Genomic DNA, 20,326 nt, shown 5'->3' with positions numbered 1-20,326 from the left:
GGCCGCTCGTGACCAGGCCCGTGACCGCCCCGGCCATCGAACATCGACGCAGTGTCGCATCGACCTCACGCAGCGCCGAGCAGCGCCTCGTGGACCTCCGCCCAGACCCGCTCGCTCGCCGCGACCAGCAGGCCGTGGCCCTCGTCCGCGGGGTGGTAGTCGGCGCCGTCGAAGCGCCGGGCGACGCCGCCGGCCGCCCGGACCAGCAGGGTGCCGGGGGCGTGGTCCCACGGCAGGGTGCGCCAGAACAGCACGAACTGCTGGTCGCCGGTGAGCACGTCCAGGTACTCCCGGCCGGCGCAGTGCTGGCCGGGGAGCAGCTCGCCGACCCGCCCGCCGCCCGCCTCGACCCGCGCCTTCGACGCCGGCGGCAGGAACCGCGACATCGCGGCACCGCGCAGCGCGTCCACGGGCGGCGTGTCCACGCCGGTCCGCACCGGCCGGCCGTCCAGCCACGTCCCCTCACCCGCCCGCGCGACGGCCAGCGTGCCGGCGAGCGGGTCGAACACCCAGGCGGCCGTCGGCTCGCCGTCGGTCAGCAGCGCCACCATCAGCGCGAACGGCCGCCGGCCGGCCGCGAAGTTCGACGTGCCGTCGATCGGGTCGACCAGCCAGACGTCGCCGGACCCGCGCAGGTGGCGCAGCAGGCCGGGGTCGTCGGCGACGCCCTCCTCGCCGACCACCACCGAGCCTGGGCGCAGCCGGCGCAGGGCCGCCGAGATCATCTCCTCGGCGCGGCGGTCGGCGACGGTGACCAGCTCGCCCGGCGCCTTCTCGGTGACGTCGGCGTCGTCCAGCTTGCGGAACAGCGGCAGCACGACCTGGTCGGCGGTCTCGTGCAGCAGCCCACCGACGTCGTCGAGGAGGGTGTCAGCCACGCGGCGGCAGCTTGACCACGCTGACGAAGAACTCGTCGATCTGCCGGACCACGGAGATGAACCGCTCGAAGTCAACCGGCTTGGTCACGTACGCGTTCGCGTGCAGCTGGTAGCTGCGCAGGATGTCCTCGTCGGCCTGGGAGGTGGTCAGCACCACGACCGGGATCCGGCAGAGCTGCTCGTCCTTCTTGATCTCCTCCAGCACCTCCCGCCCGTCCCGGCGGGGCAGGTTCAGGTCGAGCAGGACCAGGTCCGGGGTCACCGCGTCCGCGTACTGGCCCTCGCGCCGCAGGTAGGCCAGCGCCTCGGCGCCGTCCGAGACGACGGTCAGCCGGTTGCGGAGCTTGTGCTCCTCGAACGCCTCCTGGGTCATCAACACGTCGCCCGGGTCGTCCTCGACCAGCAGGACCTCGATCGGGCTCTTGCCGTCCGCCGGCGCGGTCATCCCACCGTCTCCCTCATGTCACCCGTTCTACCGCCTGCCGGCGCCCGGTCGGGGCCGTCCGTGGCGTCCGTCTCGTCGCCGGAACCAGCGGCCTGCTCCGGCACGCCCGTCGCCCCGCCGTCGTCCCCGGCCCCGCTCGTGCCGTCGCCGGCCACCGGCCCGTCGGCGTCGGCAGCGGCGGCGGTCGCCGCCTCGACGTCCTCGGGCAGGGCGGGGAGGGTGAAGCGGATCGCGGTGCCCTCCTCGGTGCCGGTGTCCACCCAGACCCGGCCGCCGTGGTACTCCACGATCTTCTTGACGATCGCCAGGCCGATCCCGGTGCCCGGGTACGCGTCCTTGGCGTGCAGCCGCTGGAAGATGACGAAGATCTTGTCGGCGAACTCCGGCTCGATCCCGATGCCGTTGTCCTGGCAGCTGATCTCCCACTCGTCGCCGACCAGCCGGGCCGAGACGTGCACCTTCGGCGGCACGTCGGGACGGCGGAACTTGATCGAGTTGCTGACGAGGTTGGCCAGCAGGTTGGTCAGCAGCGGCTCCTCGCCGCGGACGACCGGCAGCTCGCCCCAGGTCAGCTCGGCGTCGGCGTACTGCCGGGCGGCCTCGGTCTGGCCGGCCACGTCGCCCATGACCTTGTTCATGTCGACCTCGGTGAAGCCGGTGGTGAGCCGACCGATCCGGGAGAACGCCAGCAGGTCGTTGATCAGGCGCTGCATCCGCTGCGCACCGTCGACGGCGAACGCGATGTACTGGTCGGCCCGCTCGTCCAACTGCCCCGCGTACCGGCGCTGGAGGAGCTGGCAGAAGCTGGCCACCTTGCGCAGCGGCTCCTGCAGGTCGTGCGAGGCGACGTACGCGAACTGCTCCAGGTCGCGGTTGGAGCGGGTGAGTTCCTCGGCCTGTTTCTGGAGCTGGCTGTTGACCCACTCGATCCGCTCCCGGGCCTCCCGTACCTCGTCCAGCTCCTTGGCGATCTTGCGCCGCATGGCGTCGACGTCGCCGGCGAGCCGGACGAACTCGGGCGGGCCGGCACCGACGATGCCGTGCCGATAGTCGCCCTCGGCGACCTCCCGGACCTGGTCGGCCAGCCCGGTCAGCGGACGGACCACCATCTTGTCCAGCGAGATCAGCAGCATGCTGCCGGCGATGACCACCACCGCCAGGGCGGCGATCAGCAGGACGACCAGCAGGTCGCTCGTCCGCCGGACGTCCTCGGCGCTCTGCTGCCGGGCCTCGAGGATCTCGGACTCGAGGTTGTCCAGGGCGCCGCGGACCTGGTCGAACTGCGCCCGGGCCTGGTCGGTGACGAGCGCCTGCCCGGCGGCGGTGCCGCTCTGCTCCGTCGTGGTGATCACGGGCACCGCCACCGACTGGCGCCAGGCCTCGGCCCGCTCCTCGACGACCCGCAGCTGCTCCCGGATCCCGGGGTAGTCGCGAAGCAGTGGCTGCATCTCGGCGACCAGCTCCCGCTCCCGCGCCCGGCCGGCGTCGTACGGGGCCAGGTCGGCCGGGTCACCGCTGACCGCGAAGCCGCGGACGGAGGTCTCCTGGTCCAGCAGCGCGTTCAGCACCTCCTGCGCCTGCACCCGCAGCGGGCCGGTCTTGTTCAGGATCGCGTCGATGTGCGTCCGGTTCTTCGCCGCCACGACGACCGCGCCACCGGCCAGGCCGACCAGGAGCACCGCGACGACGGCGAGCAGGGTGACGACCCGCTGACGCAGGGTCCACTCGCGGACTCCGGTCACCGGCCACCGCCCCGGCTGACCAGCAGCATGGCGACGTCGTCGGCGAGCGGCCCGCCGTTGAGCTGCTCGGCGCTCTCGACCAGCCAGGCCGGCAGCCCGGCCAGCGGCACGTCGAGGCTCGCCGGGTCGGCGAGCAGGCCGCCCAGGCCGGGCACGTCGAGGCGTTCGTCGCCCTCGCCGACCCGCCCCTCGATCAGCCCGTCGGTGTACATCAACAGGGACCAGTCATCGGTGTCGAACTCCAGGTCGTAGGCCACGGGCCGGCGGGGTCGCACGCCGAGCAGCAGGCCGCCGGGCGCCGGAACGGGCACCACCTTGCCGCCGGCGAGCAGCAGCGGCGGCGGGTGCCCGGCCAGCCGGACGGTGGCCCGGTTGGCGTCGAGGTCCAGCCGCGCGGTGGCGACGGTCGCGAAGATCTCCTGGAGGCGGCGCTCGCTCATCAGCACCTGCTCCAACGCCGGCAGCACCTCGTCGTCCGGCACGCCGGCGAGGATCAACGCCCGCCAGGCGACCCGCAGCTCCACGCCGAGCGCCGCCTCGTCCACGCCGTGCCCACAGACGTCGCCGACGATCAGCTCCAGCCGGTCGGGGCTCGTCTGCACCACGTCGAAGAAGTCGCCGCCGATCAGGGCGGCGTGCCGGCCGGGCCGGTAGAAGGTGTGCACCGCGACCTCGTCGGTCGTCATCAGCGGCTGCGGCAGCAGGCCCCGTTCGAGGCGGGCGGACTCGGCCTGGCGCAGTTCGACCTCGCGCAGCCGCCGCGCGTTCTCGTCGGCCCGCTTGCGCTCCACCGCGTAGCGCAGCGCCCGGGTCAGCAGCACCCCGTCGACCTCGCCCTTGACCAGGTAGTCCTGCGCGCCCTCGGCGACCGCGACGATGCCGAGGTGCTCGTCGGAGCGGCCGGTCAGCACGCAGACCGCGGCGCCGCTGGCCATCTCCAGCACCTGGCGCAGGCCGTCGAGGCCCTGCGCGTCGGGCAGGCCGAGGTCGAGCAGGACGCAGTCGACGCCCACCACCCGCCGCCGGGCCTCGCTGAGGCTCGTCGCCACCAGCAGCTCGATCATGGAGTTGGTCTCGGCGAGCAGCTCGCCGACCAGGAAGGCGTCGCCCTCGTCGTCCTCGACCAGCAGCACCCGCAGCCGCTCACCCGGAGGCAGGTTGGGGTGCCTCCCCATCCCGCCGTGCGGGTACGGCACGACAGGAGAACCGGCCGAGCCGGCCCCCCGGTGCGACCGGGTCACCGCCGCGAGACGAGGGAGATCGCTGGTGATGTCGGGCTCCTTCCGAGTGCCCTGCTGATCCTGTATTAGACAACGTTCGCACACAACACGACGGGCGCCGCAGGCGCGGGCATGGGCCGGATCACTGCCCGCCGGGCGGCCCGGGCGCTGCCCCGCCCGTCCGGGGGAGTCCCGCGGGCGCCGCCCCGGTGCAGGATTGGTGCCACCCCTGGCCCCACCCCCGAGGAGTCCCCGTGGGCGCACCCACCACCCGCGCCGCCGACCGCGCGCTCGCCCGGCCACGCCGCCGGTTGGCCGCCGCCGCGGCGGCGCTCGTCGCGCTCGTCGCCGTCGGCGCCGGCACGCTGCTCGACCTGCGCACCCCGGCGCCGCGACCGGCCGACGCGCCGCCCGGCGAGTTCAGCGCGGGCCGGGCGTACGAGCACGTCAAGGTCGTCGCGGCGCGCACGCACGTGGCCGGCAGCCCGGCCAACGACCAGGTCCGCGCCCACGTCGAGGGGGTGCTGCGCGGCCTCGGCCTGGAGACGGAGGTGCAGGACACCGTCGCGCCCGAGGCCGGCCAGCTCAGCGGGGCGGCCGGCGGCGCCACCCTGGCCCGGGTCCGCAACGTGGTGGCCCGGCTCCCCGGCACCGATCCGACCGGCCGGGTCTTCCTCGTCGCGCACTACGACTCGGTCCAGTCCGGGCCCGGCGGCAACGACGACGCCGCCGGCACCTCGGCGATCCTGGAGGTGGCCCGCGCGCTGGCCGCCGGCCCCCGGCCGCGCAACGACATCGTCTTCGTGCTCACCGACGCCGAGGAGGCGTGCCTGTGCGGGGCGTCGGCGTTCGCGTCGGGCCACCCCCTGGCGGCCGACGGCGGGGTGGTGCTCAACCTGGAGGCGCGCGGCTCCACCGGCCCGGTGATCATGTTCGAGACCTCGCGGAACAACGCGGCGCTGGTGGAGGCCTTCGGCCGGGGCGCGCCGCACCCGGTCGGCACGTCGTTCGCGGTGGAGATCTACCGGGCGCTGCCCAACGACACCGACTTCACCGCGTTCCTCGACGCCGACTTCGTCGGGCTGAACTCGGCGTACATCGACGGCGGGGCGATCTACCACACCCCGCTGGACACCCCGGCGGCCATGGACCGGGCCAGCCTCCAGCACCACGGCGACAACGCCCTCGGCCTCGCCCGCGAATTCGGCCGGGTCGACCTGACGGCGCTGGGGTCCGGGCACGACGCCACCTACTTCCCGGTGCCCGGCGGGCTGGTCCGCTACCCCGGCTGGCTGACCCTGCCGCTGGCGCTGCTCGCGCTCGCCGCCGTGGTGACCCTCGGCTGGCTGGCCCGGCGTCGTGGCCGCGTCACCGGGGGCCGGCTCGCCGCCGGGTTCGGGCTGGCGCTGGCACCGATCGTGGTCGCCCCGCTCGCCGCCCAACTGCTCTGGGCGGCGGTCACCGCGGTCCGCCCCGGCTACGCCGAACTGCTCGACCCGTACCGGCCCACCTGGTACCGGCTGGCCGTGGTGGCGCTCGCCGCCGCCGTCCTGTTCGCCTGGTACGCGCTGACCCGCCGCCGGGTCGGCCCGGCCGCGCTCGCGATCGGCGCGCTGGGCTGGCTGGCCCTGCTCGGGGTGCTGCTCGCCGTGCTGGTGCCCGGCGGGGCGTACCTGGTCACCCTGCCGGCCCTGGCCGGCGCGCTGGCCGGGCTGGTCGCGGTGGGCGCGCGGATCGACGGCCCGTGGCCGGTGGTCGCGGCGACCCTGGCCGCCGCGGTGGCCGTGGTGGTCCTGCTGCCCACCGTCGTACTGCTGTTCCCGGCGCTCGGCATGGCGATGGGCGGCGTCGCGGCGCTGGTCGCGGTGCTGCTCGGCCTGGCCGCACTGCCGGTGGTCGACCTCCTGCACCCGCAGGCCGGCGGCCAGCGGGGCATGGTCGCCCTGCGCGCCCGCCGGCTCGGCGCGCTGCCGGCCGCAGCCGCCGCGCTGGCGGCGGTGGTGTTCGCCGGGGTCGGGCTCGCCGTCGACCGCTTCGACGCCGCGCACCCCGCGCCCACCCACCTGATGTACGCCCTCGACGCCGGCACCGGGCAGGCCCGCTGGCTCTCCCACGAGGAGGACCCGCAGCCGTGGACCGACGGCTACGTCGACGGGGTCGTCGAGGTCGCCGACTTCCCCGGCCTGGGTGACGCCGAGCTGCGCGCCGGTCCGGCGCAGGCGGCGAACCTGCCCGCGCCGAAGCTGGAGGTGCTCTCGGACACCACCGCCGGCACCGAGCGCACCCTGCGCCTGCGGCTCGTGCCGCAGCGCCAGGTCCGCCTGGCCACCCTGCACGTCGACTCGGCGACCGCGACGGTGCTGCGCGCGGAGGTGGCCGGCCGGTCGGTGCCGGCGGAGGCCCGGGACGGCCGCTGGGGCTTCGGCGTGGTCTTCCACGCCCCGCCGCCGGAGGGCGTCGAGGTGACCCTGACCGTCACGCCGAAGGCGGGGCAGGTGGCGCTGCGCGCGATGGACGCCAGCGACGGTCTGGACGCGCTGCCCGGCTTCCGGCCCCGCCCGCCGGACGTCGGGGTGGTCGGCTCGCACAGCTCGGAGATGCTGGCCGTCGCCCGCACCTATTCCCTCTAGTCGCAGGAGCGTCCCGGCACTACTTCCAGCGGAAGTGTGAGAACCGGAGGCAACCAGCGCGTTGACCTGCGACGCAACGCCAATCCAAGGACGCGGGAACAGATTGGGCACAGCTCGGCCCATCACTGCCCTACCGCCATCCGAGCGCCAGATAGAGCCCCGTCGACCAGGTTTCGCGTTCGGTCGATCGCCTCCGGCCACTCCCCCGCGTACGTGTTCAGGGTGATAATCGGCGTTGCATGCCCCAGCGCCATCTGAACCGTCTTCACGCTCGCTCCGCCGTGGATCAACAGTGTGGCGAAGTAGTGGCGCAGCCCGTGATAGCCGAACCCCTCCGGTACGCCATCAACCGCTTCCACGGCTTTCCTCCACGGGTACGCCCACCCAGTTCGCTGGATCGGGTTACCCCGGCCGCTCGTGAACAGCAACTTCGCCTTGCGAGCCACAGGCTTACGCGGATTCGTCTCATCGACAACGTGCACGTCGACCGGCGGGAATAGTTCGATGTGCCGGGCGAGCGCATCGGCGACCACCTGGCCCATCTCCACGGTCCGCCGACTGGTCGCAGTCTTCGGTGGCGCGAGTCGTGGCGACTTTCCCGGCGGGGTGACCAACTGCTGGACGATCCGGATCTCCCGGCGCAGGAAGTCGACGTGCTCCAGCTCCAGGCCCCAAGCTTCGCCCTGACGCAGGCCGGCGCCGGCAGCCAGGTACACCAGCGCCCCGTATCGCTGCCGGCTCGGCTTGCCCGGTTCTGGCCTAACGCTGAACGCATCAGCGAGTGCGTGCACCTGCTCGGGCGTGGGAATGAACCGCTCCGCCCGCTCGATCTCTGGCAACCGAATGCCGACACACGGGCTACGGCCGATCATCCGGTCACGTGTCGCCGCCTCGAACATACCGACCAGCACGTGGTAGACGACTCGCAGCGAGGATGGTGCGAGCACCTTCGCCCGGTCTTTCACCCACGCCTGAAGATGCGACGGGCGCACCTGCGCAAGCTGCATCCGACCAAGGATCGGCTCGACATGCACGCGAAGGGTCATCTCGACGCGCGCCGCCGTCGAGTCACGATGCAACTGGTGCTTGCGCCACTGCTCGCCGTAGGCCGCCACGGTGACCTTGCCAGCGGCAGGGTCGACGTACTGACCCCGGAAGACATCGGCCCGAGTGTTCACGTCGAACTGGTCTGCGTCGGCCCTGCGCTCGAACAGCTTCTGCTTGGGCTGGCCGGAGTCATTCACGTATCGCACCCTCCAGCGCTTTCCCCGACCGTGCCGCTTGGAGGGTAGCCGTTTGCCGTCCGAACCACGCTTGGTCAGATACCACAGATCATCGACGGGCATCTCAAGCAGCCTGCCTCTCGATGAGCCAGGCCCGGACGTTGGCGGGGTCGTAGCGCAGATGCCGCCCGACACGAGACGCGAGCGGGCCGACGCGACGGTGGCGCCACTGATACAGCGTGGCGACGGGCACGCCAAGGTAGGCCGATACCTCCTCGACGGTCCACAGCGGTTCGATCGCCTGCCTAGCCATTGGTCGTCTACTCCTCACTGATTGTCTGGGTCATTACGCGGCAGCCGGCACGGTGCCGACCGAAGAGGTGCCGAGCTCGTGGGCGAGTTCTTCGCGGCCGGTGGTTCGTCGCTCGCGGGCGAGGGCAGCGGCGGTGTTGGCGAGGAGGGCGTCTCCGGTGGTGTGCCAGCCGACGCCGGCGAAGGTGAGGGTGCCGACGATGAGGGTGGCGTCGTCGTCGTGGTGATCGACGGGAGGGCCGCCGGCGGCAGGGTGCTCGTGGACCTGGCCCTCGTGCCGGCGGAAGCTCACCCGGCTGTCGCGCAGGAGTCGGAACGTCACCGAGTAGCGGCGGCCCTTGGTCAGGAAGTGGCCGCCGAAGCCGAGCATGTGAGCCCACCGCCGCAGCCGGGCGTACGGGTTGGTGCTGACCGGTTTCGCCGGTTCGGTGTCAAGGCTGGCTTGACGGGCGGCGACGCAGACGGGGCAGGCGGCGTAGCGGGTGTGGGTGCCGCAGTCGGGGCACTGCCAGGGCTGGACGAAGCCGGGCCGGGGCCGGTGGTCGCGGGGCCGGTCGAGTAGCGGCGTGGGGGTGTGGGTGGGTCGGCCGATGCGCCAGCAGGCGTCGATGAGGCGGGCGGTGTGGTCGCCGTCGGGGTCGGCGTAGTCCCCGATCGAGTCGGCGGTAAGGCGGGTGGAGGTGTGCCCGGTGGCCTCGGTGCTCTTGGTGGCGTACTTGGCAAGGTAGCCGGCGACCAGACCATCGGTGACCTCACCTTCGCCGCTGGTGCTGATCGGCCGCAGGTCGACCTGCTCGCCCCAGGCGATCGGCCAGCCATCGGGCCGGTCGGGGTGTGCCGGCGTGTGGAAGGTGATCTGTGCGGCGGCGTGCTGGAGCGCGTCGACGAGATCGGCGACGGTGAACCCGGCTGGCGGGGGGACGATCGCGTCGGGGTCGGCCGGGTCGACGCCGTCGAGGCGGGCGATGCCGTGGAAGTGGACCGCTCCCCGCGCCTGGAGTTCGGCGACCTTCCCGGGCGAGAGCCGGACCGGTGGGACCTTGCGGGTGTTGCCGGAGGCGGTGACGACCTCGACTCGGGGGATGCCGCGGCGGCGGGCGAGCTTGGCGAGGTGGCGTTGCGCGGCTTGCTTGGTGCGGTGCCACAGTTCCCCGGAGTAGAGGTTCCAGACGACCTGGTGGTCGTGGTCGTAGCAGTCCAGACACAGCGGCCGGCCGAGAACGGCGTCACCCGTTTCGTGGCGCGCCCAGCAGACGGCGGGGCGACCGTGTGCGCAGACGCCGACGTCGCGGCGGGCGTGGCACGGTTCGGCACGGCAGTCGCAGCGCTTGCGGTTGCCGCAGGTGTGCCGCTTGACCACCCGGGCGTGGACCGGCCCGAAGGACGGTGCGGTAAAGGTGGCGAACACGGCTGGATGCGTGGCGACGGTTTCGGGGACGCCTTTGCCGCCGACGAGGCCGGCGCGCAGGAGCTGGAACGCGTCGCGTTGATACGTGTGGGCGCAGGAGGGGCAGACGGTGGCGCGGCGGTTGCCGCAGGCGGTGTAGATCGCGGCGTCGGGCATTCCGTCGGTGTGCCGCTGGTCCAGGACCCGGCCGGTGCTCTGCTCGACGGTGAGGAGTTGGCCGGCGAGGCGGATGGGGCGGGTGCAGCCGGCGGCGGCGCGGACGTGTTCCAGCCAGCCGAAGTAGTCCGGCCGGGTGGCGCGTTCGAAGGCGGACCCGGCGGCGGTGTAGCCGTAGACGGGCGGGACGTCGGCGTTCGAGCCCACACCCCGGGCCGAGGCACGGGGTGTGAGGTCCAGCGTCGACGCCATCAAGCCGACACCCCAGGGGTGCGGGTGGTGATGGTGCGTTCGGTGACGATGACCCGGCAGGCGCCGCATTGGCGCTTGGCCGGCTCGTGCCGGTGGCAGGGAATCTGGGTGGTGGTGTTGCCGCAGCGGATGGTGACCGGTGTGCGGCAGGGGCCGCCGGGGGTGACGTCGACGAGTGTGCGGCGGGTGTCGTACGGGTGCCCGTCAGGGTTGGCGGGGCAGGTGTGGGTGATGTGTTCGATGTCGACGAGGTGGATGGTCATCGGGCACCTCGGGCGATGGCGAGGAGCTGCCCGGCGACGGCCGGGGCGACGTCGAGCCGGTCGGCCAGCTCGGCGGGGGTGATGGGTGCTCCGGTGGCCTGTTCGTGCTGCACGGCGGCGAACCGCGCCATGGGCAGCAGGTGGGCAGGGACGTCGACCGGCTCAGGGGCCGGGGCGGTGACGGGTTCCGGCTCAACAGCCGGGGCCGGCTCGGCGGCCGGGGTCGGGGTCGGTTCGGGTGCGGGCGTGATGGCAGCCGGCGGTTCGGTGGTGACCTGCTCGGCCACCTGGACGCGGATCGGCTCGACCGGCTCGACGGCCGGCGTGGTGTCCTCCGACCGGGCCGGCGTCGGGGCGAGGACGAGTTTCACCAGAGCCATGAAGGCGAGAGCGGGGACGGCGGACAGGAGCCACCCGGACGGGCCGGGCTTGGCGACAGCGAGTTGTGCGGCGAGGGAGAGGCCGGCGGCGGCGATGAGCAGGAACAGCGGGTAGCCGATCGGCGCACCCGTGCGGCGGCGTCGGCGGATGGTGAGCAGGGCCGCGATGGGGACGAGTTCGGAGATGACGGCGTTGGCCCAGCCGAACCAAGCCCCGGTGCCGGCCGGCGAGTTGGTGAGGGTCCAGTCCTTGACGTGGGTGAAGGAGGCGGCTCCGGCGAAGCCGGCGACGGTGAGGAGGATAAGAACCAGGACGACGCCCTCGACGCGGGTGCCGGTGGTGTGGTCAGCGCGGGTCACGGCCGGTCACCTCGGCCGGTGGTGTCGGTGCGCTGCGCGGCGAGCAGACCGACCATGCCTCCTCGGATCGCGTTGCAGGTGGGGCAGACGTCGCCTTCGGCGACGGTGCAGTCGGTGAGGTGGGCTTGGTGGATGAGGCGGATCGACTCGGCGTAGTAGCCGGCGAGGAACGCCCGGTGGGCCGCCTGGCCGTGGTCGGCGAAGTCAGCGGCGATGGTGGTGACGGCGTAGTCGTCGGGAGTCATGCGCTGCTCGGCGGCAGCGTTGACGGTCGTGGTGGTCATCAGGCACCTCCAGGGATGCAGTCGAGGCAGCCGCCGGTACGGCGGGGGATGTAGTAGGGCTGCACGAGCCCGCAGACGCGGCAGGTCCGGCGGGCGCGGAGCGCTTTGGCGATGGCCTCCCGCTGCGCGGGGGTGGCGGTGCGCTTTGGTTGGGCGAGGTCGAGGCGGTAGAGGTAGGCGACGCGCTTGCCGCGCCGCCACAGGATTTGCGCGACTGGGTCGTGTCCTCCGGGTCGGAGGCCGGCAGCGCGCAGTTGCCGGCGGGTAGCCAGGCCGGCGGGTGCGGTGAGGTAGGGGAAGGTGGGGAACCCGTAGCGGGTGCCGGACGGGTCGTAGAACTCGACCGCCAGACCGATGGGGGCCTCAGCGAGGGTGGTCATGACTGACCTCCCCAGCGCTGCTGGGCGGCCTGCCGGGAGATGCCGAGACGGGAGCCGATCTCGGCCCAGGAGTAGCCAAAGGCCCGCAGCCCGACCACGGCCTCAGTGATGGCCTGATCAATGACCGCCGACAGGGCGGTGAGGTCGCGGAGGGCTTCAACATCGCCAGTGGCGACGCGGCGGCCGTGGGCGCGGATGATGCGCCGGGCGAAGGCGGCGAACTCGTCGTTCTCGACGACCTCCCGACGCCGCTGCACCGGACGGACAGGCGTCAAGGACTTCTTGACGGTGTTCATCGGTTCTCGCCTCCCTGGGTGTGGAGGCGGTCCCACTCGTCAGCAGCCGCCAGGAGGGCGGTGATGACCTGCTCGGCGGTGCGGGCCGGGTCGTCGTTCCACGAGTACGGGGAGGTGTGCTCGTCGAGCAGGTAGCCGTCTTCGTCGACGTGGAAGACCGGCGCGTAGTCGTCGAGGTAGTCGACGAGCGCGGCGATGGCGCGGTGGTAGGTGCCCTCGTCGGCCTGAGTGAGCATGACCGGGTGAAGGAGAGGACGGCCGGCGGCGGCCATGCCGATGGCCCCGACGGCGCAGGCCGGCGGGGTGAGGGTGTCGGTGTTCTTGGCGTAGTAGGTGCCCTGGTGCCAGCCGTGCCGGCGCAGGTAGAGGGCAGCCATCCGCAGCAGGTCAGCAGGTGTGACCGCTACTGCGGTGGGTGGGTTGTGGGTAGCCTTCATGGCAGCCACGTCCTTTCGGTAGGGCTGTTGGTTGGTGGTCGGCAGGACCGGCATTTGCTGCCAGGCGTGGTCCGGTCCTGTCGGCCGATCAGTTGGAGCGGAGCCGCAGGTAGCGGCGGTGGCGGGTGTCGTCGCCGCCCATCTGGTGGGGTGCGGAGACGTAGACGAGCCGGCCCGTGCGGGAGGCGGCCTGGATCATCACGGCCAGGTCCTCGGGACTGCCGACGATCCACATTTCGGTGTATTGGGCGGCCCGCTGGTTGTTCGCCTTGGCGTAGGCGCGTTCGCGGGTGGTCATGCCGCCACCCCCAGGTCTGCCGCGGTGGCGGGGGTGGTGAGCCGGTTGGGTCGGCGGATCCAGGCGGCGTAGTCGGCGATGCCGGCGATCTGGCCGTCGGTGAGGTAGGCGACCTTGATGCGGCGGGGGACACCGCCTTCGGCGATGAGGTAGGCCGCGCCCTGGTTGGTGGGCTGGATGTCGGTGGCGGAGTAGCCCTGCTCGGCCCAGCCGTGCCCGAGCACGATGTTCGAGCTGTTGGGGGTGGTGCAGCGGAACGCGGCCCGGTAGCCGAACAGGTCCCGCAGGCTGGTGGGGATGATGTCGAAGGACGGCCGCTGGGTGGCGGCGACGACCGGGATGCCGGCGGCGCGGCCCCGGGCGACGAGGTCACGCAGGAGCGCCACGAACTCTTCCTGTTCCTGCTTCGATCCGACGGTGGCGGAGTAGAAGGCGATTTCGTCGACGAGGACGGTGATGACCGTCAGGTTGTCGAGGGCGGTGAGCTTGCGGCGCCCGTGGGCGCGCAGCCAGGCGTAGCGGTTGTTCATCACGACCTGGAGCCGCCGCAGGACGGTCAGGGCTTCGGTGATGTCGGGACCGATGAAGGCGTCCGCGCAGTCTTCCCACTGCCCCAGCTCGACGAGCTTGCCGTCGAGCAGGACCAGGCGGGAGTCGACGGAGAGGGCCGCGTGGGCGGCGATGCAGTTGAGCAGACCGGACTTGCCTCCGCCGGGTTCGCCGCCGGCGAGGAGGTTGCGGTAGGCGAGGGTGATGTAGACGGGCTGACCGAACTCGTCGATGCCCACGAAGATGGGGTCGAACATCGACAGGCCAGGCCCCACCGGAACCCCCGCAGCGGGGGCGGGTGCCGTGGTGGTCATGGTGTGCCCTCCTTGGGCTTGGTGGGCGCGAGGAGCCACACGAACGAGCCGAAGACAGCTCCTCGCATCCGGTTTTGGGTGTGGGGGGTTAGATCCAGTCGGAGACGTCGTCCTCAGCAGCGGAGGACGAGGACGCCGCGGGCTTACTGCCGTTGGCCGAGGTGGCCGGCCTCTTCTGCGCCGGCAGGGTGACCGTGGGAACGTCGACGTCGGGCAGGTCCAGTGCCGTCGGTGCGGCAGGCGAAGGCCGGTCCGCTCCCGGGGTGGTCGGGTTAATGACGTCGAGCAGCGGGGAGCCCACCGTCGCGGTGAGCACCTCGCGGCGCTTGATGTCGAACCGCAGATACGCGGCGTTGCCGTCCGAGGCCCGCTCGACCAGGGCGGTGGAGGCGTGGCAGGCGACCGCGATGCGGTCGAGACGCCCCTCTAGGTCGGCCAGGGACAGGCCGGGCCGAAGGTAGACCCAGACCCGCTCACCGACCGGGGTGGGCTTGGCCCACAGAATCAGTGGCAGGCTGCCGGACTGGTTAGCGATGATGAACTGCGCGAAACACACGCGCAGCCGGTGCCGCACGATCAGGCACCACGTCCACGCCACCACCTGGCGGCGCAGCACCGGGACGGCGGCGGGGACGCCCACGACCAGGACCACGACCGCGAGAGTCACCACGGTCGGGGTGTGGTTGGCGAGCTGAACCCAGCCCGCACCGAGAAACGTGGTGATCCCGATTTCCGGGGTCCACCACCACAGCAGCCGCAGCACCGGCCACACACGAACCAGCACCCACGCGATACCACCCAAAGGAACGCCGACGAGGACGCCGACGAACAGGGCGAGAATCGGGTGCATGTAAGAAGCGGCCACCACGGCCGCGAGAAGGCCGACGATGACCGCCGTCAGGATGAACGCCAACCGGGCGTTACGGGCCGAGGACCGGTGGACCTTGGCCTCAATGACCGTGATCGTGCCGGCAGACTTCCGGCCGAAGGACCGACGAGGACTAGACTTGGACATGACACGTCCTCCCAAGCAATGGGCTGGATGGGTTGCAGGGCGTGGGGTCGGCAGGTGTAGGAGCCAGTACCGACCCCACGCTTTTTCGTGCGATTGATCAGCTGTTGCTGGTGGTGGTCCTCGGCTGCGCGTACGGCGAGAAACCGAGAACGACAGGGTTGACGTAACCCTGCTTGATGAACAGGTCGCGGAGAACAGTGACGTCATCCGCGTCGGTGATGCGCTTGTCCATGGACATGTCCATGGCGAGAATCCCGAAACCAGTCGGGGTCTCGTGACTGAACGAGACGTAGTAACGGAACATGGTGTTCCTCCTCGTGAATCGGCCAGCCGGCCGAGGAAACAGGGGAAGAACCGGCAGCGAGGCCGGCAGGCACAGGGCCAGTACCGGCCCCGCGCCACTAATGGGACGGCAACCGTGGGTTGCCAGGGCCGGGAGCGTAGGAGCCAGAACCACTCCCGGACCTGTCAGAGGACCGGATCAGCGGACCTCAGGCCGCTTCGTCAGACACCAGAAGCTCACACAGCACGGTGAGCAAAGGACCTACTTAGCCGCCGAGTTACCAGCCTTCGGCTTCAGCGAGATGGCGCGGAACGCGACGCCGTTACGCCCGTTGGTCGCCCACGGAATGGCCTCCAACTGCTCGACAGCGACGAGCTGACCCACCGTCACGCCCGGCTTCTCACCCGCCGTGGTGATGGTGATGATCTCGCCGCCGGTCTCGTCGAGAACGAAGACCTGGGTCGACCACATGAGCCGGCCAGTGTTCTTCTCCGACCGCTGGTTACCGTTCTGGTCGTTCTTCGGCTCCGGGTCCTTCGTCACCTGGACCTGCTTGCTCTGGGTGTCCACGTACAGCTTCACAACAGACCTCCTGTGTCTTGGGTCAGCTTGAGCGTGTCCCCGGTGGACTCTTGCTCGTGACCTCTGCCAGTAAGGCTCTCGAAATCGACGGGACGAGCCACCCGACACCGTGGACAACTAGGGACGTCTTCGTTATCGTGAATGCGTCCTAGTCGTCCCAGGGGGAGGCTCCAATGCCGAACGACCGACTGCGCGACGCCATCCTTCGGAACGGCATGACGCCGGCCGTCGTCGCCGAGAAGATCGGGGTTGACCCGAAGACGGTGGAGCGCTGGATCACCCAGGACCGGACGCCGTACCCGCGTCACCGGCATGCCATCGCCGCCGTCGTGCGTGAGAGCGAGTCCTACCTGTGGCCGAACGCGGTGACGCCCGAGAAGGCGTCGCGGCTCGGTCAGAACGAGGTCGTCCAGCTCTACTCGCGTAGGTCGTCGGTGCCCTACGACGTCTGGCGTCGACTCATCGACAGGGCGGAAGAGCGGATCGACGTGCTCGCGTACGCGGGCCTCTTCCTCGTCGAGCAGGACCCCGGCCTAATCGACACCCTGAGACAAAAGGCACTCGATGGAGTGGCAGTGAAAATTCTGCTGGGCGATCCCGCGCAGCCAGCCATTGAGCGAAGGAGTGTCGAGGAGGGTGCACCTGGTGTCATGGCAGCCAAGATTCGGCAGGTCATGCAGTACTACGACCGCCTCGACGGCACCCCAGGTGTTGAGGTGAAGTACCACGGGACCACCCTGTACAACTCGATCTACCGATTCGACGACGAGATGATGGTCAACACGCATGTCCTCGGGATCCCGGCGCCGCATGCCCCCGTGATGCACCTGCGTCGGCTATCCGGTGGCGATCTGTTCAGGACCTACGCCGACAGCTTCGACCGGGTCTTGTTGTCCTCGTATCCGCTGGGGCAGACCGAGGTGGCAGCCTAGATCCTGTGGCGAGGACTGAGCACTATCACGACCCGAACGCGCCGAGGGCCAACAGCATCGTCGTGGCCGTCTCCGTGTTCGCGCGAGATGACCGTGGCCGCGTACTGCTGATTCACCGCACGGACAACGGCCTCTGGTCCCTGCCTGGCGGCGGTCAGGAGATCGGGGAGACCGTGACGCAGACGGTGATCAGAGAGACCCGGGAGGAGACCGGCATCGACGTTGAAGTCGTGGGGCTTGTCGGTGTCTACTCCGACCCCGGCCACGTCATCGAGTACTCCAACGGCGAGGTCCGCCAACAGTTCTCGCTCTGCTTCCGGGCAGAGCCTCGGGGCGGAAGGCTGGCAACGAGCGACGAGTCATCCGACGTGCGATGGCTTAGCCGTGACGAGCTGCCGGAGCTTCCGATTCACCCGTCAACACTGTTGCGCATCCAGCACGGCTACGAGGACCGCCGAGAGCCCTACATCGGCTGAGGCACCCGGCCGCCAAGGCGCAACTGCGTGCGTTGCACAGCCGCCACCATCTCTGGCTCCGCTCGGATGATGAAGCGGGTAACAAGGTGTTCTGGCCCGTATCGTGACCGGATCTCAGCCAGCCTCTCCAGCACCTCGAAGTCCTGGCCGTCCGGTCCGGTGGTCATGTCAGAGAAGCAGAGAGCGTCAGCGACAGCCCCTTCTTCCCGCGGAAACTCCTCAGCCAACGCCTCGTCTAGCCCGCGTTCTTCGGCTTCAAGCCACGCACACGAGTGGTGCGCCACCAGGGCCGCGATCCGCTCATCGAAGTGCTCCCGCCTGAGCCATCGTCCGCCGTCCAGAGAGTGGAAGCCGGTGTCGACCAGGTCCGGGCTGTAGCCGACGTCGTGCAGCCACGCGGATGCGACCAACACATCGCGGTCCTCCTCACGAACGGCCGCACAGACACGATGAGCCTTGGCGGCCACGGCCTGGACGTGACTCCAGCGGCGGGGCAACACCGCCTCTAGCTGGCGACGCGCAATATCCCGAGCGGTGTCGATGAGGGCGGACATGCGGTCAGCCTACGGAGGGTCCGATCGGGGCGCAGTCGTCTATCAGGCCGGACATGAACCGAGCGGTCTCGTACGTATGTACGATCACCGCGTGGCACGGGAACTGGTCGGGCGCTGGTGGAACGGGGTGTGGGGAAGGCTGACCCGCCGTGATGTGTGGCTAGCCCGCGAGGTCCGCTGGCACGTCGTGGCCAGGGCCGGCGACTCGGAGACGGGCAAGGTGCTCCGGTGGCAGTTCGACACCGAGGACGACGCCCGCTCGATGGTCCGGCGTCTCGTCCAGGCCGACGGCGGCCAGTGGCGCGAGCAGGGCGGCGACGCAGCGACACAGCCTCCGATCTGAGGCCGGCCGCCTGCCGGCGATGCTTGGTCTCCCATGATGCTTGACGGAACGGCGTCGGATGATGGTCGACATGATCAAATGATGCTGACCATGCCGGGACTTGAGGCAAGGAAAAGGGTGCGGTGACACCGAGGCGGCAACGGCTGGCGGTTGTGGAGGCGACCGAGGCTCACGTGCGGGCCTTCTTCGCTGGGCATGACGTGGAGATTGTCGATTACGACCTTGGGTTCGGCCGTCGCAGGGCCGTGCCCGACTTCCGCATCATGGTCGTCGGTCCAGGACCCCGCAGCAGCGCCTGGGCATATGTCACCGCTGGCTGTTGGTCGGCGGTCAACCAGGACGGGCACGGGATCGAGTTCGTGATGACGTCGAAACGGCGGGAGGCGGCCGTGGTCGATCTGGTCGCGATGGTTGCCTACTACCACGCGACCCATCGCCTCGACCACTGGCACACGATGCCGATTGGCGACCCTTGGCTGCCCGGCTCGGCGTGTGATCACCTGCTCGTCAGCTTGCCCTATCTGCACGGCCCAGATCTGGAGGTATGCGAGTTGCCAACTGGGCATGCCCGGCTCTTGTGGTTGTTGCCGATCACCGCAGCCGAGAAGGCGTTCCGTCAGCAGCACGACACCGAGGCTCTGGAACAGCGATTCGACGACGCCGCGATCGACCCGACGGATCCGTTGCGCGCGTCCGTGGCGTGAATCAACGGGAATCATGAGCAAGTCGGATTGATCCTGCTGGTAGACATGGGTGTTGTGACCATGTAACTAATCAGCCGAGGCCACGACGTCACGCATCACCCGGAGTCGGACAGCCGGCTGCCGGCGATGTGGTTCAAACTTTCTGTACGTCTTCAAGGCGGCCCTTGACGGGCCGCACGCGCCGCCGCCTGGGCGCGCGCCGGCCGCTGCCGCTGGCGCTCTGCGGCCGTCACGCCTGATGCCCGGCGGCTGGCGCGGAGAGCGGGTAGCCCGGTGGGCCGCCGCCGAACGACAGGCCGTTGACCCGGTGGGTGGTGGGCCGGCAGCCGGCCGGGCCGCGCGGCCACGAGCCCGCGCGGCGTAGGGGAGCGCACGCCGACCGCGTCGGCGAACGGGCGGAGGTCGCGGGGTCGCGGTCAGTGCGCCTCCGGCGGGGGCGCTCCGGCTCCAGGATGGCCGGGGCGCCGCCGGCGGGTCACGGCCCGTGGGTGGTTGCGGTAGGCCATCCCGGTCTGGCATCGACCCGGGCAAGCCGAGCAGACCACCGCCCGACCCGCCAGCGTCCGTACGGGCGTCAAGGTCCGCTTGACGTGGCGGGCCGGGCGGCGGCCCGCTCCCCAAGAGGGCGGGTCGACGGCAGACGGGATGGAATTCTCGGCGTCTCTCCGCGAGAATGCCATCGTGCGCTTTTCGAGCAGATGGATCATCCTAGCTGGATGCGGGATATTTGGTATTGGTGCTATCACGCTTGGGCTCTCGACCCTGTCGGTAGCGTATGAAGCGCCTCCCGGCGCTGAGCGCCCTAAAGTTACCGACTGGATGCAAGGTTGGGGAAGTGTAATCGGTGTCATCAGCGCAATCATCGCGGCCGCCCTCACTGCATTATTGCTAATTCATGAGATGGGAGAGGCTCGCCGGGCGCGCGCGGAGGCTGCTGAGGAACGCAAATCGGCTGCTGAAGACCGGGCGGAGCTTGCCGCTCAGCGCGACGATGAGCGTAAGACGCTCGCGCGATTCATCATGACCGGTAAGCCGCAGGTCACCGTCGTAGATAAGAAAATCGGCAAGGGTCAGGTCCTGCTTGCCTATCTATCGGTTTCGGTCCATAACACGGGCACCGTCCCGGCTCGCGATGTCGTCGCGGAAATCAAAATTTCGGACGACCCTCTATTATTGGCTAAGGAGACGTTCGAACTCTTCCTACCCGATCCTCCCCCCGTTCCTTCGGAGAGCGGAATAATGAGGGGTTTCCCGACAGATAGAGTGCGGCGTGTTAGCACGGCGTTCGATACCCCTAGGGTGGTGAGCGCACAAGCTCTTCGCCGCGAGGCTCTGATCTTTGAGCTGCGTTTCACTGATGCGAACGGTCGTCGCTGGCGGCGAGTCAATAACGGCGATCCCGTCTCGGTGACCCCCGAGGAAGTGGAAAACGATAGACTGCCTCTTGAAATTCACAGATCGGATCCGTTGAACTACAAGGGCCTTGATAAGTACGATCAAGATGCAGAATTTGGGCAGGACTAGGCCTGCCGAGCGCTATCCACGCGCGACTGGGCTAGTGGCACCAGGTGTGGCCCGGACGGCGACCAGTGTGGGCCCGACGAGTCGCC

Annotated in this window: 25 protein-coding genes; 6 read left to right on the top strand and 19 right to left on the bottom strand. The window is 70.3% G+C overall.

The window, feature by feature from the left end:
* Window positions 1-65: 65 nt before the first annotated feature.
* The 4 genes from ABT006_RS16470 to ABT006_RS16455 are packed head-to-tail and all read right to left on the bottom strand — an operon-like array spanning window position 66 to window position 4,240.
* Window positions 66-878 (bottom strand): inositol monophosphatase family protein, encoded by an 813-nt coding sequence (locus tag ABT006_RS16470; RefSeq protein WP_350707123.1) that lies wholly within the window; start codon window positions 876-878, stop codon window positions 66-68.
* Complete coding sequence (locus ABT006_RS16465; RefSeq protein WP_091102297.1) at window positions 871-1,323, bottom strand: response regulator; 453 nt, start codon at window positions 1,321-1,323, stop codon at window positions 871-873. The genes ABT006_RS16470 and ABT006_RS16465 overlap by 8 nt, the downstream gene beginning before the upstream one ends.
* Window positions 1,320-3,065 carry a sensor histidine kinase gene (locus ABT006_RS16460; protein WP_350707121.1) on the bottom strand — a complete coding sequence of 582 codons (1,746 nt, stop codon included), beginning with the start codon at window positions 3,063-3,065 and terminating at the stop codon, window positions 1,320-1,322. The genes ABT006_RS16465 and ABT006_RS16460 overlap by 4 nt, the downstream gene beginning before the upstream one ends.
* Window positions 3,062-4,240, bottom strand: a complete 1,179-nt coding sequence (locus tag ABT006_RS16455; RefSeq protein ID WP_350707119.1) for a PP2C family protein-serine/threonine phosphatase — start codon at window positions 4,238-4,240, stop codon at window positions 3,062-3,064. Before ABT006_RS16455 ends, ABT006_RS16460 begins: the two co-directional genes overlap by 4 nt.
* A 299-nt stretch (window positions 4,241-4,539) precedes the next feature.
* On the opposite strand from ABT006_RS16455, the gene ABT006_RS16450 reads away from it, so the two are divergent.
* Window positions 4,540-6,915, top strand: a complete 2,376-nt coding sequence (locus tag ABT006_RS16450; RefSeq protein ID WP_350707117.1) for a M28 family peptidase — start codon at window positions 4,540-4,542, stop codon at window positions 6,913-6,915.
* 122 nt (window positions 6,916-7,037) lie between these two features.
* Here ABT006_RS16450 and ABT006_RS16445 read toward each other — a convergent pair whose 3' ends face one another.
* From ABT006_RS16445 to ABT006_RS16380, 14 genes are all read right to left on the bottom strand, one after another.
* A complete protein-coding gene (locus tag ABT006_RS16445) occupies window positions 7,038-8,261 on the bottom strand; it encodes a tyrosine-type recombinase/integrase (RefSeq protein WP_350707115.1) in 1,224 nt (407 codons plus the stop codon).
* 1 nt (window position 8,262) lies between these two features.
* Window positions 8,263-8,469, bottom strand: a complete 207-nt coding sequence (locus ABT006_RS16440; protein WP_350707113.1) for a helix-turn-helix domain-containing protein — start codon at window positions 8,467-8,469, stop codon at window positions 8,263-8,265.
* A 15-nt stretch (window positions 8,470-8,484) separates the two neighbouring features.
* Entirely contained in the window at window positions 8,485-10,266 is a 1,782-nt protein-coding gene (locus ABT006_RS16435) for a replication initiator (RefSeq protein ID WP_350707111.1), read from the bottom strand.
* Window positions 10,266-10,529, bottom strand: a complete 264-nt coding sequence (locus tag ABT006_RS16430) for a hypothetical protein (RefSeq protein WP_350707109.1) — start codon at window positions 10,527-10,529, stop codon at window positions 10,266-10,268. Before ABT006_RS16430 ends, ABT006_RS16435 begins: the two co-directional genes overlap by 1 nt.
* The gene (locus ABT006_RS16425; RefSeq protein WP_350707108.1) at window positions 10,526-11,269 is read right to left on the bottom strand and encodes a hypothetical protein; all 744 of its coding nucleotides are present in this window, start codon (window positions 11,267-11,269) and stop codon (window positions 10,526-10,528) included. The genes ABT006_RS16430 and ABT006_RS16425 overlap by 4 nt, the downstream gene beginning before the upstream one ends.
* The gene (locus ABT006_RS16420; protein ID WP_350707106.1) at window positions 11,266-11,553 is read right to left on the bottom strand and encodes a hypothetical protein; all 288 of its coding nucleotides are present in this window, start codon (window positions 11,551-11,553) and stop codon (window positions 11,266-11,268) included. The genes ABT006_RS16425 and ABT006_RS16420 overlap by 4 nt, the downstream gene beginning before the upstream one ends.
* The gene (locus ABT006_RS16415) at window positions 11,553-11,933 is read right to left on the bottom strand and encodes an RRQRL motif-containing zinc-binding protein (RefSeq protein WP_350707105.1); all 381 of its coding nucleotides are present in this window, start codon (window positions 11,931-11,933) and stop codon (window positions 11,553-11,555) included. The genes ABT006_RS16420 and ABT006_RS16415 overlap by 1 nt, the downstream gene beginning before the upstream one ends.
* Complete coding sequence (locus tag ABT006_RS16410; protein WP_350707103.1) at window positions 11,930-12,229, bottom strand: hypothetical protein; 300 nt, start codon at window positions 12,227-12,229, stop codon at window positions 11,930-11,932. The genes ABT006_RS16415 and ABT006_RS16410 overlap by 4 nt, the downstream gene beginning before the upstream one ends.
* Complete coding sequence (locus ABT006_RS16405) at window positions 12,226-12,666, bottom strand: DUF6197 family protein (RefSeq protein WP_350707102.1); 441 nt, start codon at window positions 12,664-12,666, stop codon at window positions 12,226-12,228. Before ABT006_RS16405 ends, ABT006_RS16410 begins: the two co-directional genes overlap by 4 nt.
* A gap of 88 nt (window positions 12,667-12,754) precedes the next feature.
* Window positions 12,755-12,964 carry a hypothetical protein gene (locus ABT006_RS16400; RefSeq protein ID WP_350707100.1) on the bottom strand — a complete coding sequence of 70 codons (210 nt, stop codon included), beginning with the start codon at window positions 12,962-12,964 and terminating at the stop codon, window positions 12,755-12,757.
* Window positions 12,961-13,827 (bottom strand): FtsK/SpoIIIE domain-containing protein, encoded by an 867-nt coding sequence (locus ABT006_RS16395; protein ID WP_350707098.1) that lies wholly within the window; start codon window positions 13,825-13,827, stop codon window positions 12,961-12,963. The genes ABT006_RS16400 and ABT006_RS16395 overlap by 4 nt, the downstream gene beginning before the upstream one ends.
* A gap of 88 nt (window positions 13,828-13,915) precedes the next feature.
* Window positions 13,916-14,842: a hypothetical protein gene (locus ABT006_RS16390; protein ID WP_350707191.1), complete on the bottom strand. Its 927-nt coding sequence runs from the start codon at window positions 14,840-14,842 to the stop codon at window positions 13,916-13,918.
* A gap of 97 nt (window positions 14,843-14,939) precedes the next feature.
* Complete coding sequence (locus tag ABT006_RS16385; RefSeq protein ID WP_350707096.1) at window positions 14,940-15,146, bottom strand: hypothetical protein; 207 nt, start codon at window positions 15,144-15,146, stop codon at window positions 14,940-14,942.
* A 240-nt stretch (window positions 15,147-15,386) separates the two neighbouring features.
* On the bottom strand, window positions 15,387-15,707 hold the full coding sequence (locus ABT006_RS16380; protein WP_089021118.1) for a hypothetical protein: 321 nt from the start codon (window positions 15,705-15,707) through the stop codon (window positions 15,387-15,389).
* Window positions 15,708-15,880: 173 nt separating this feature from the next.
* On the opposite strand from ABT006_RS16380, the gene ABT006_RS16375 reads away from it, so the two are divergent.
* Together ABT006_RS16375 and ABT006_RS16370 are read left to right on the top strand one after the other, a co-directional pair.
* On the top strand, window positions 15,881-16,639 hold the full coding sequence (locus ABT006_RS16375) for an XRE family transcriptional regulator (RefSeq protein ID WP_350707094.1): 759 nt from the start codon (window positions 15,881-15,883) through the stop codon (window positions 16,637-16,639).
* Window positions 16,640-16,644: 5 nt separating this feature from the next.
* Entirely contained in the window at window positions 16,645-17,115 is a 471-nt protein-coding gene (locus ABT006_RS16370; protein ID WP_350707093.1) for an NUDIX domain-containing protein, read from the top strand.
* Here the strand turns inward: ABT006_RS16370 and ABT006_RS16365 are convergent.
* A complete protein-coding gene (locus ABT006_RS16365) occupies window positions 17,103-17,669 on the bottom strand; it encodes an HD domain-containing protein (RefSeq protein WP_350707091.1) in 567 nt (188 codons plus the stop codon). The genes ABT006_RS16370 and ABT006_RS16365 overlap by 13 nt on opposite strands.
* Window positions 17,670-17,760: 91 nt before the next feature.
* Between ABT006_RS16365 and ABT006_RS16360 the strand changes: the two genes are divergently transcribed.
* From ABT006_RS16360 to ABT006_RS16350, 3 genes are all read left to right on the top strand, one after another.
* Window positions 17,761-18,012, top strand: coding sequence for a hypothetical protein (locus ABT006_RS16360; protein ID WP_350707089.1), 252 nt, complete (start codon window positions 17,761-17,763; stop codon window positions 18,010-18,012).
* A 152-nt stretch (window positions 18,013-18,164) separates the two neighbouring features.
* Window positions 18,165-18,716: a suppressor of fused domain protein gene (locus ABT006_RS16355; protein WP_350707088.1), complete on the top strand. Its 552-nt coding sequence runs from the start codon at window positions 18,165-18,167 to the stop codon at window positions 18,714-18,716.
* A gap of 645 nt (window positions 18,717-19,361) precedes the next feature.
* Window positions 19,362-20,240, top strand: coding sequence for a hypothetical protein (locus ABT006_RS16350; RefSeq protein ID WP_350707086.1), 879 nt, complete (start codon window positions 19,362-19,364; stop codon window positions 20,238-20,240).
* Window positions 20,241-20,326: the final 86 nt, after the last annotated feature.

It is taken from the genome of Micromonospora sp. NPDC002717 (assembly GCF_040295705.1).
In the GTDB taxonomy this organism is placed as follows: Bacteria; Actinomycetota; Actinomycetes; order Mycobacteriales; family Micromonosporaceae; genus Micromonospora.
Note: the sequence above shows the minus strand (reverse complement) of the source record. Positions and strands in the feature narration are given on the sequence as shown.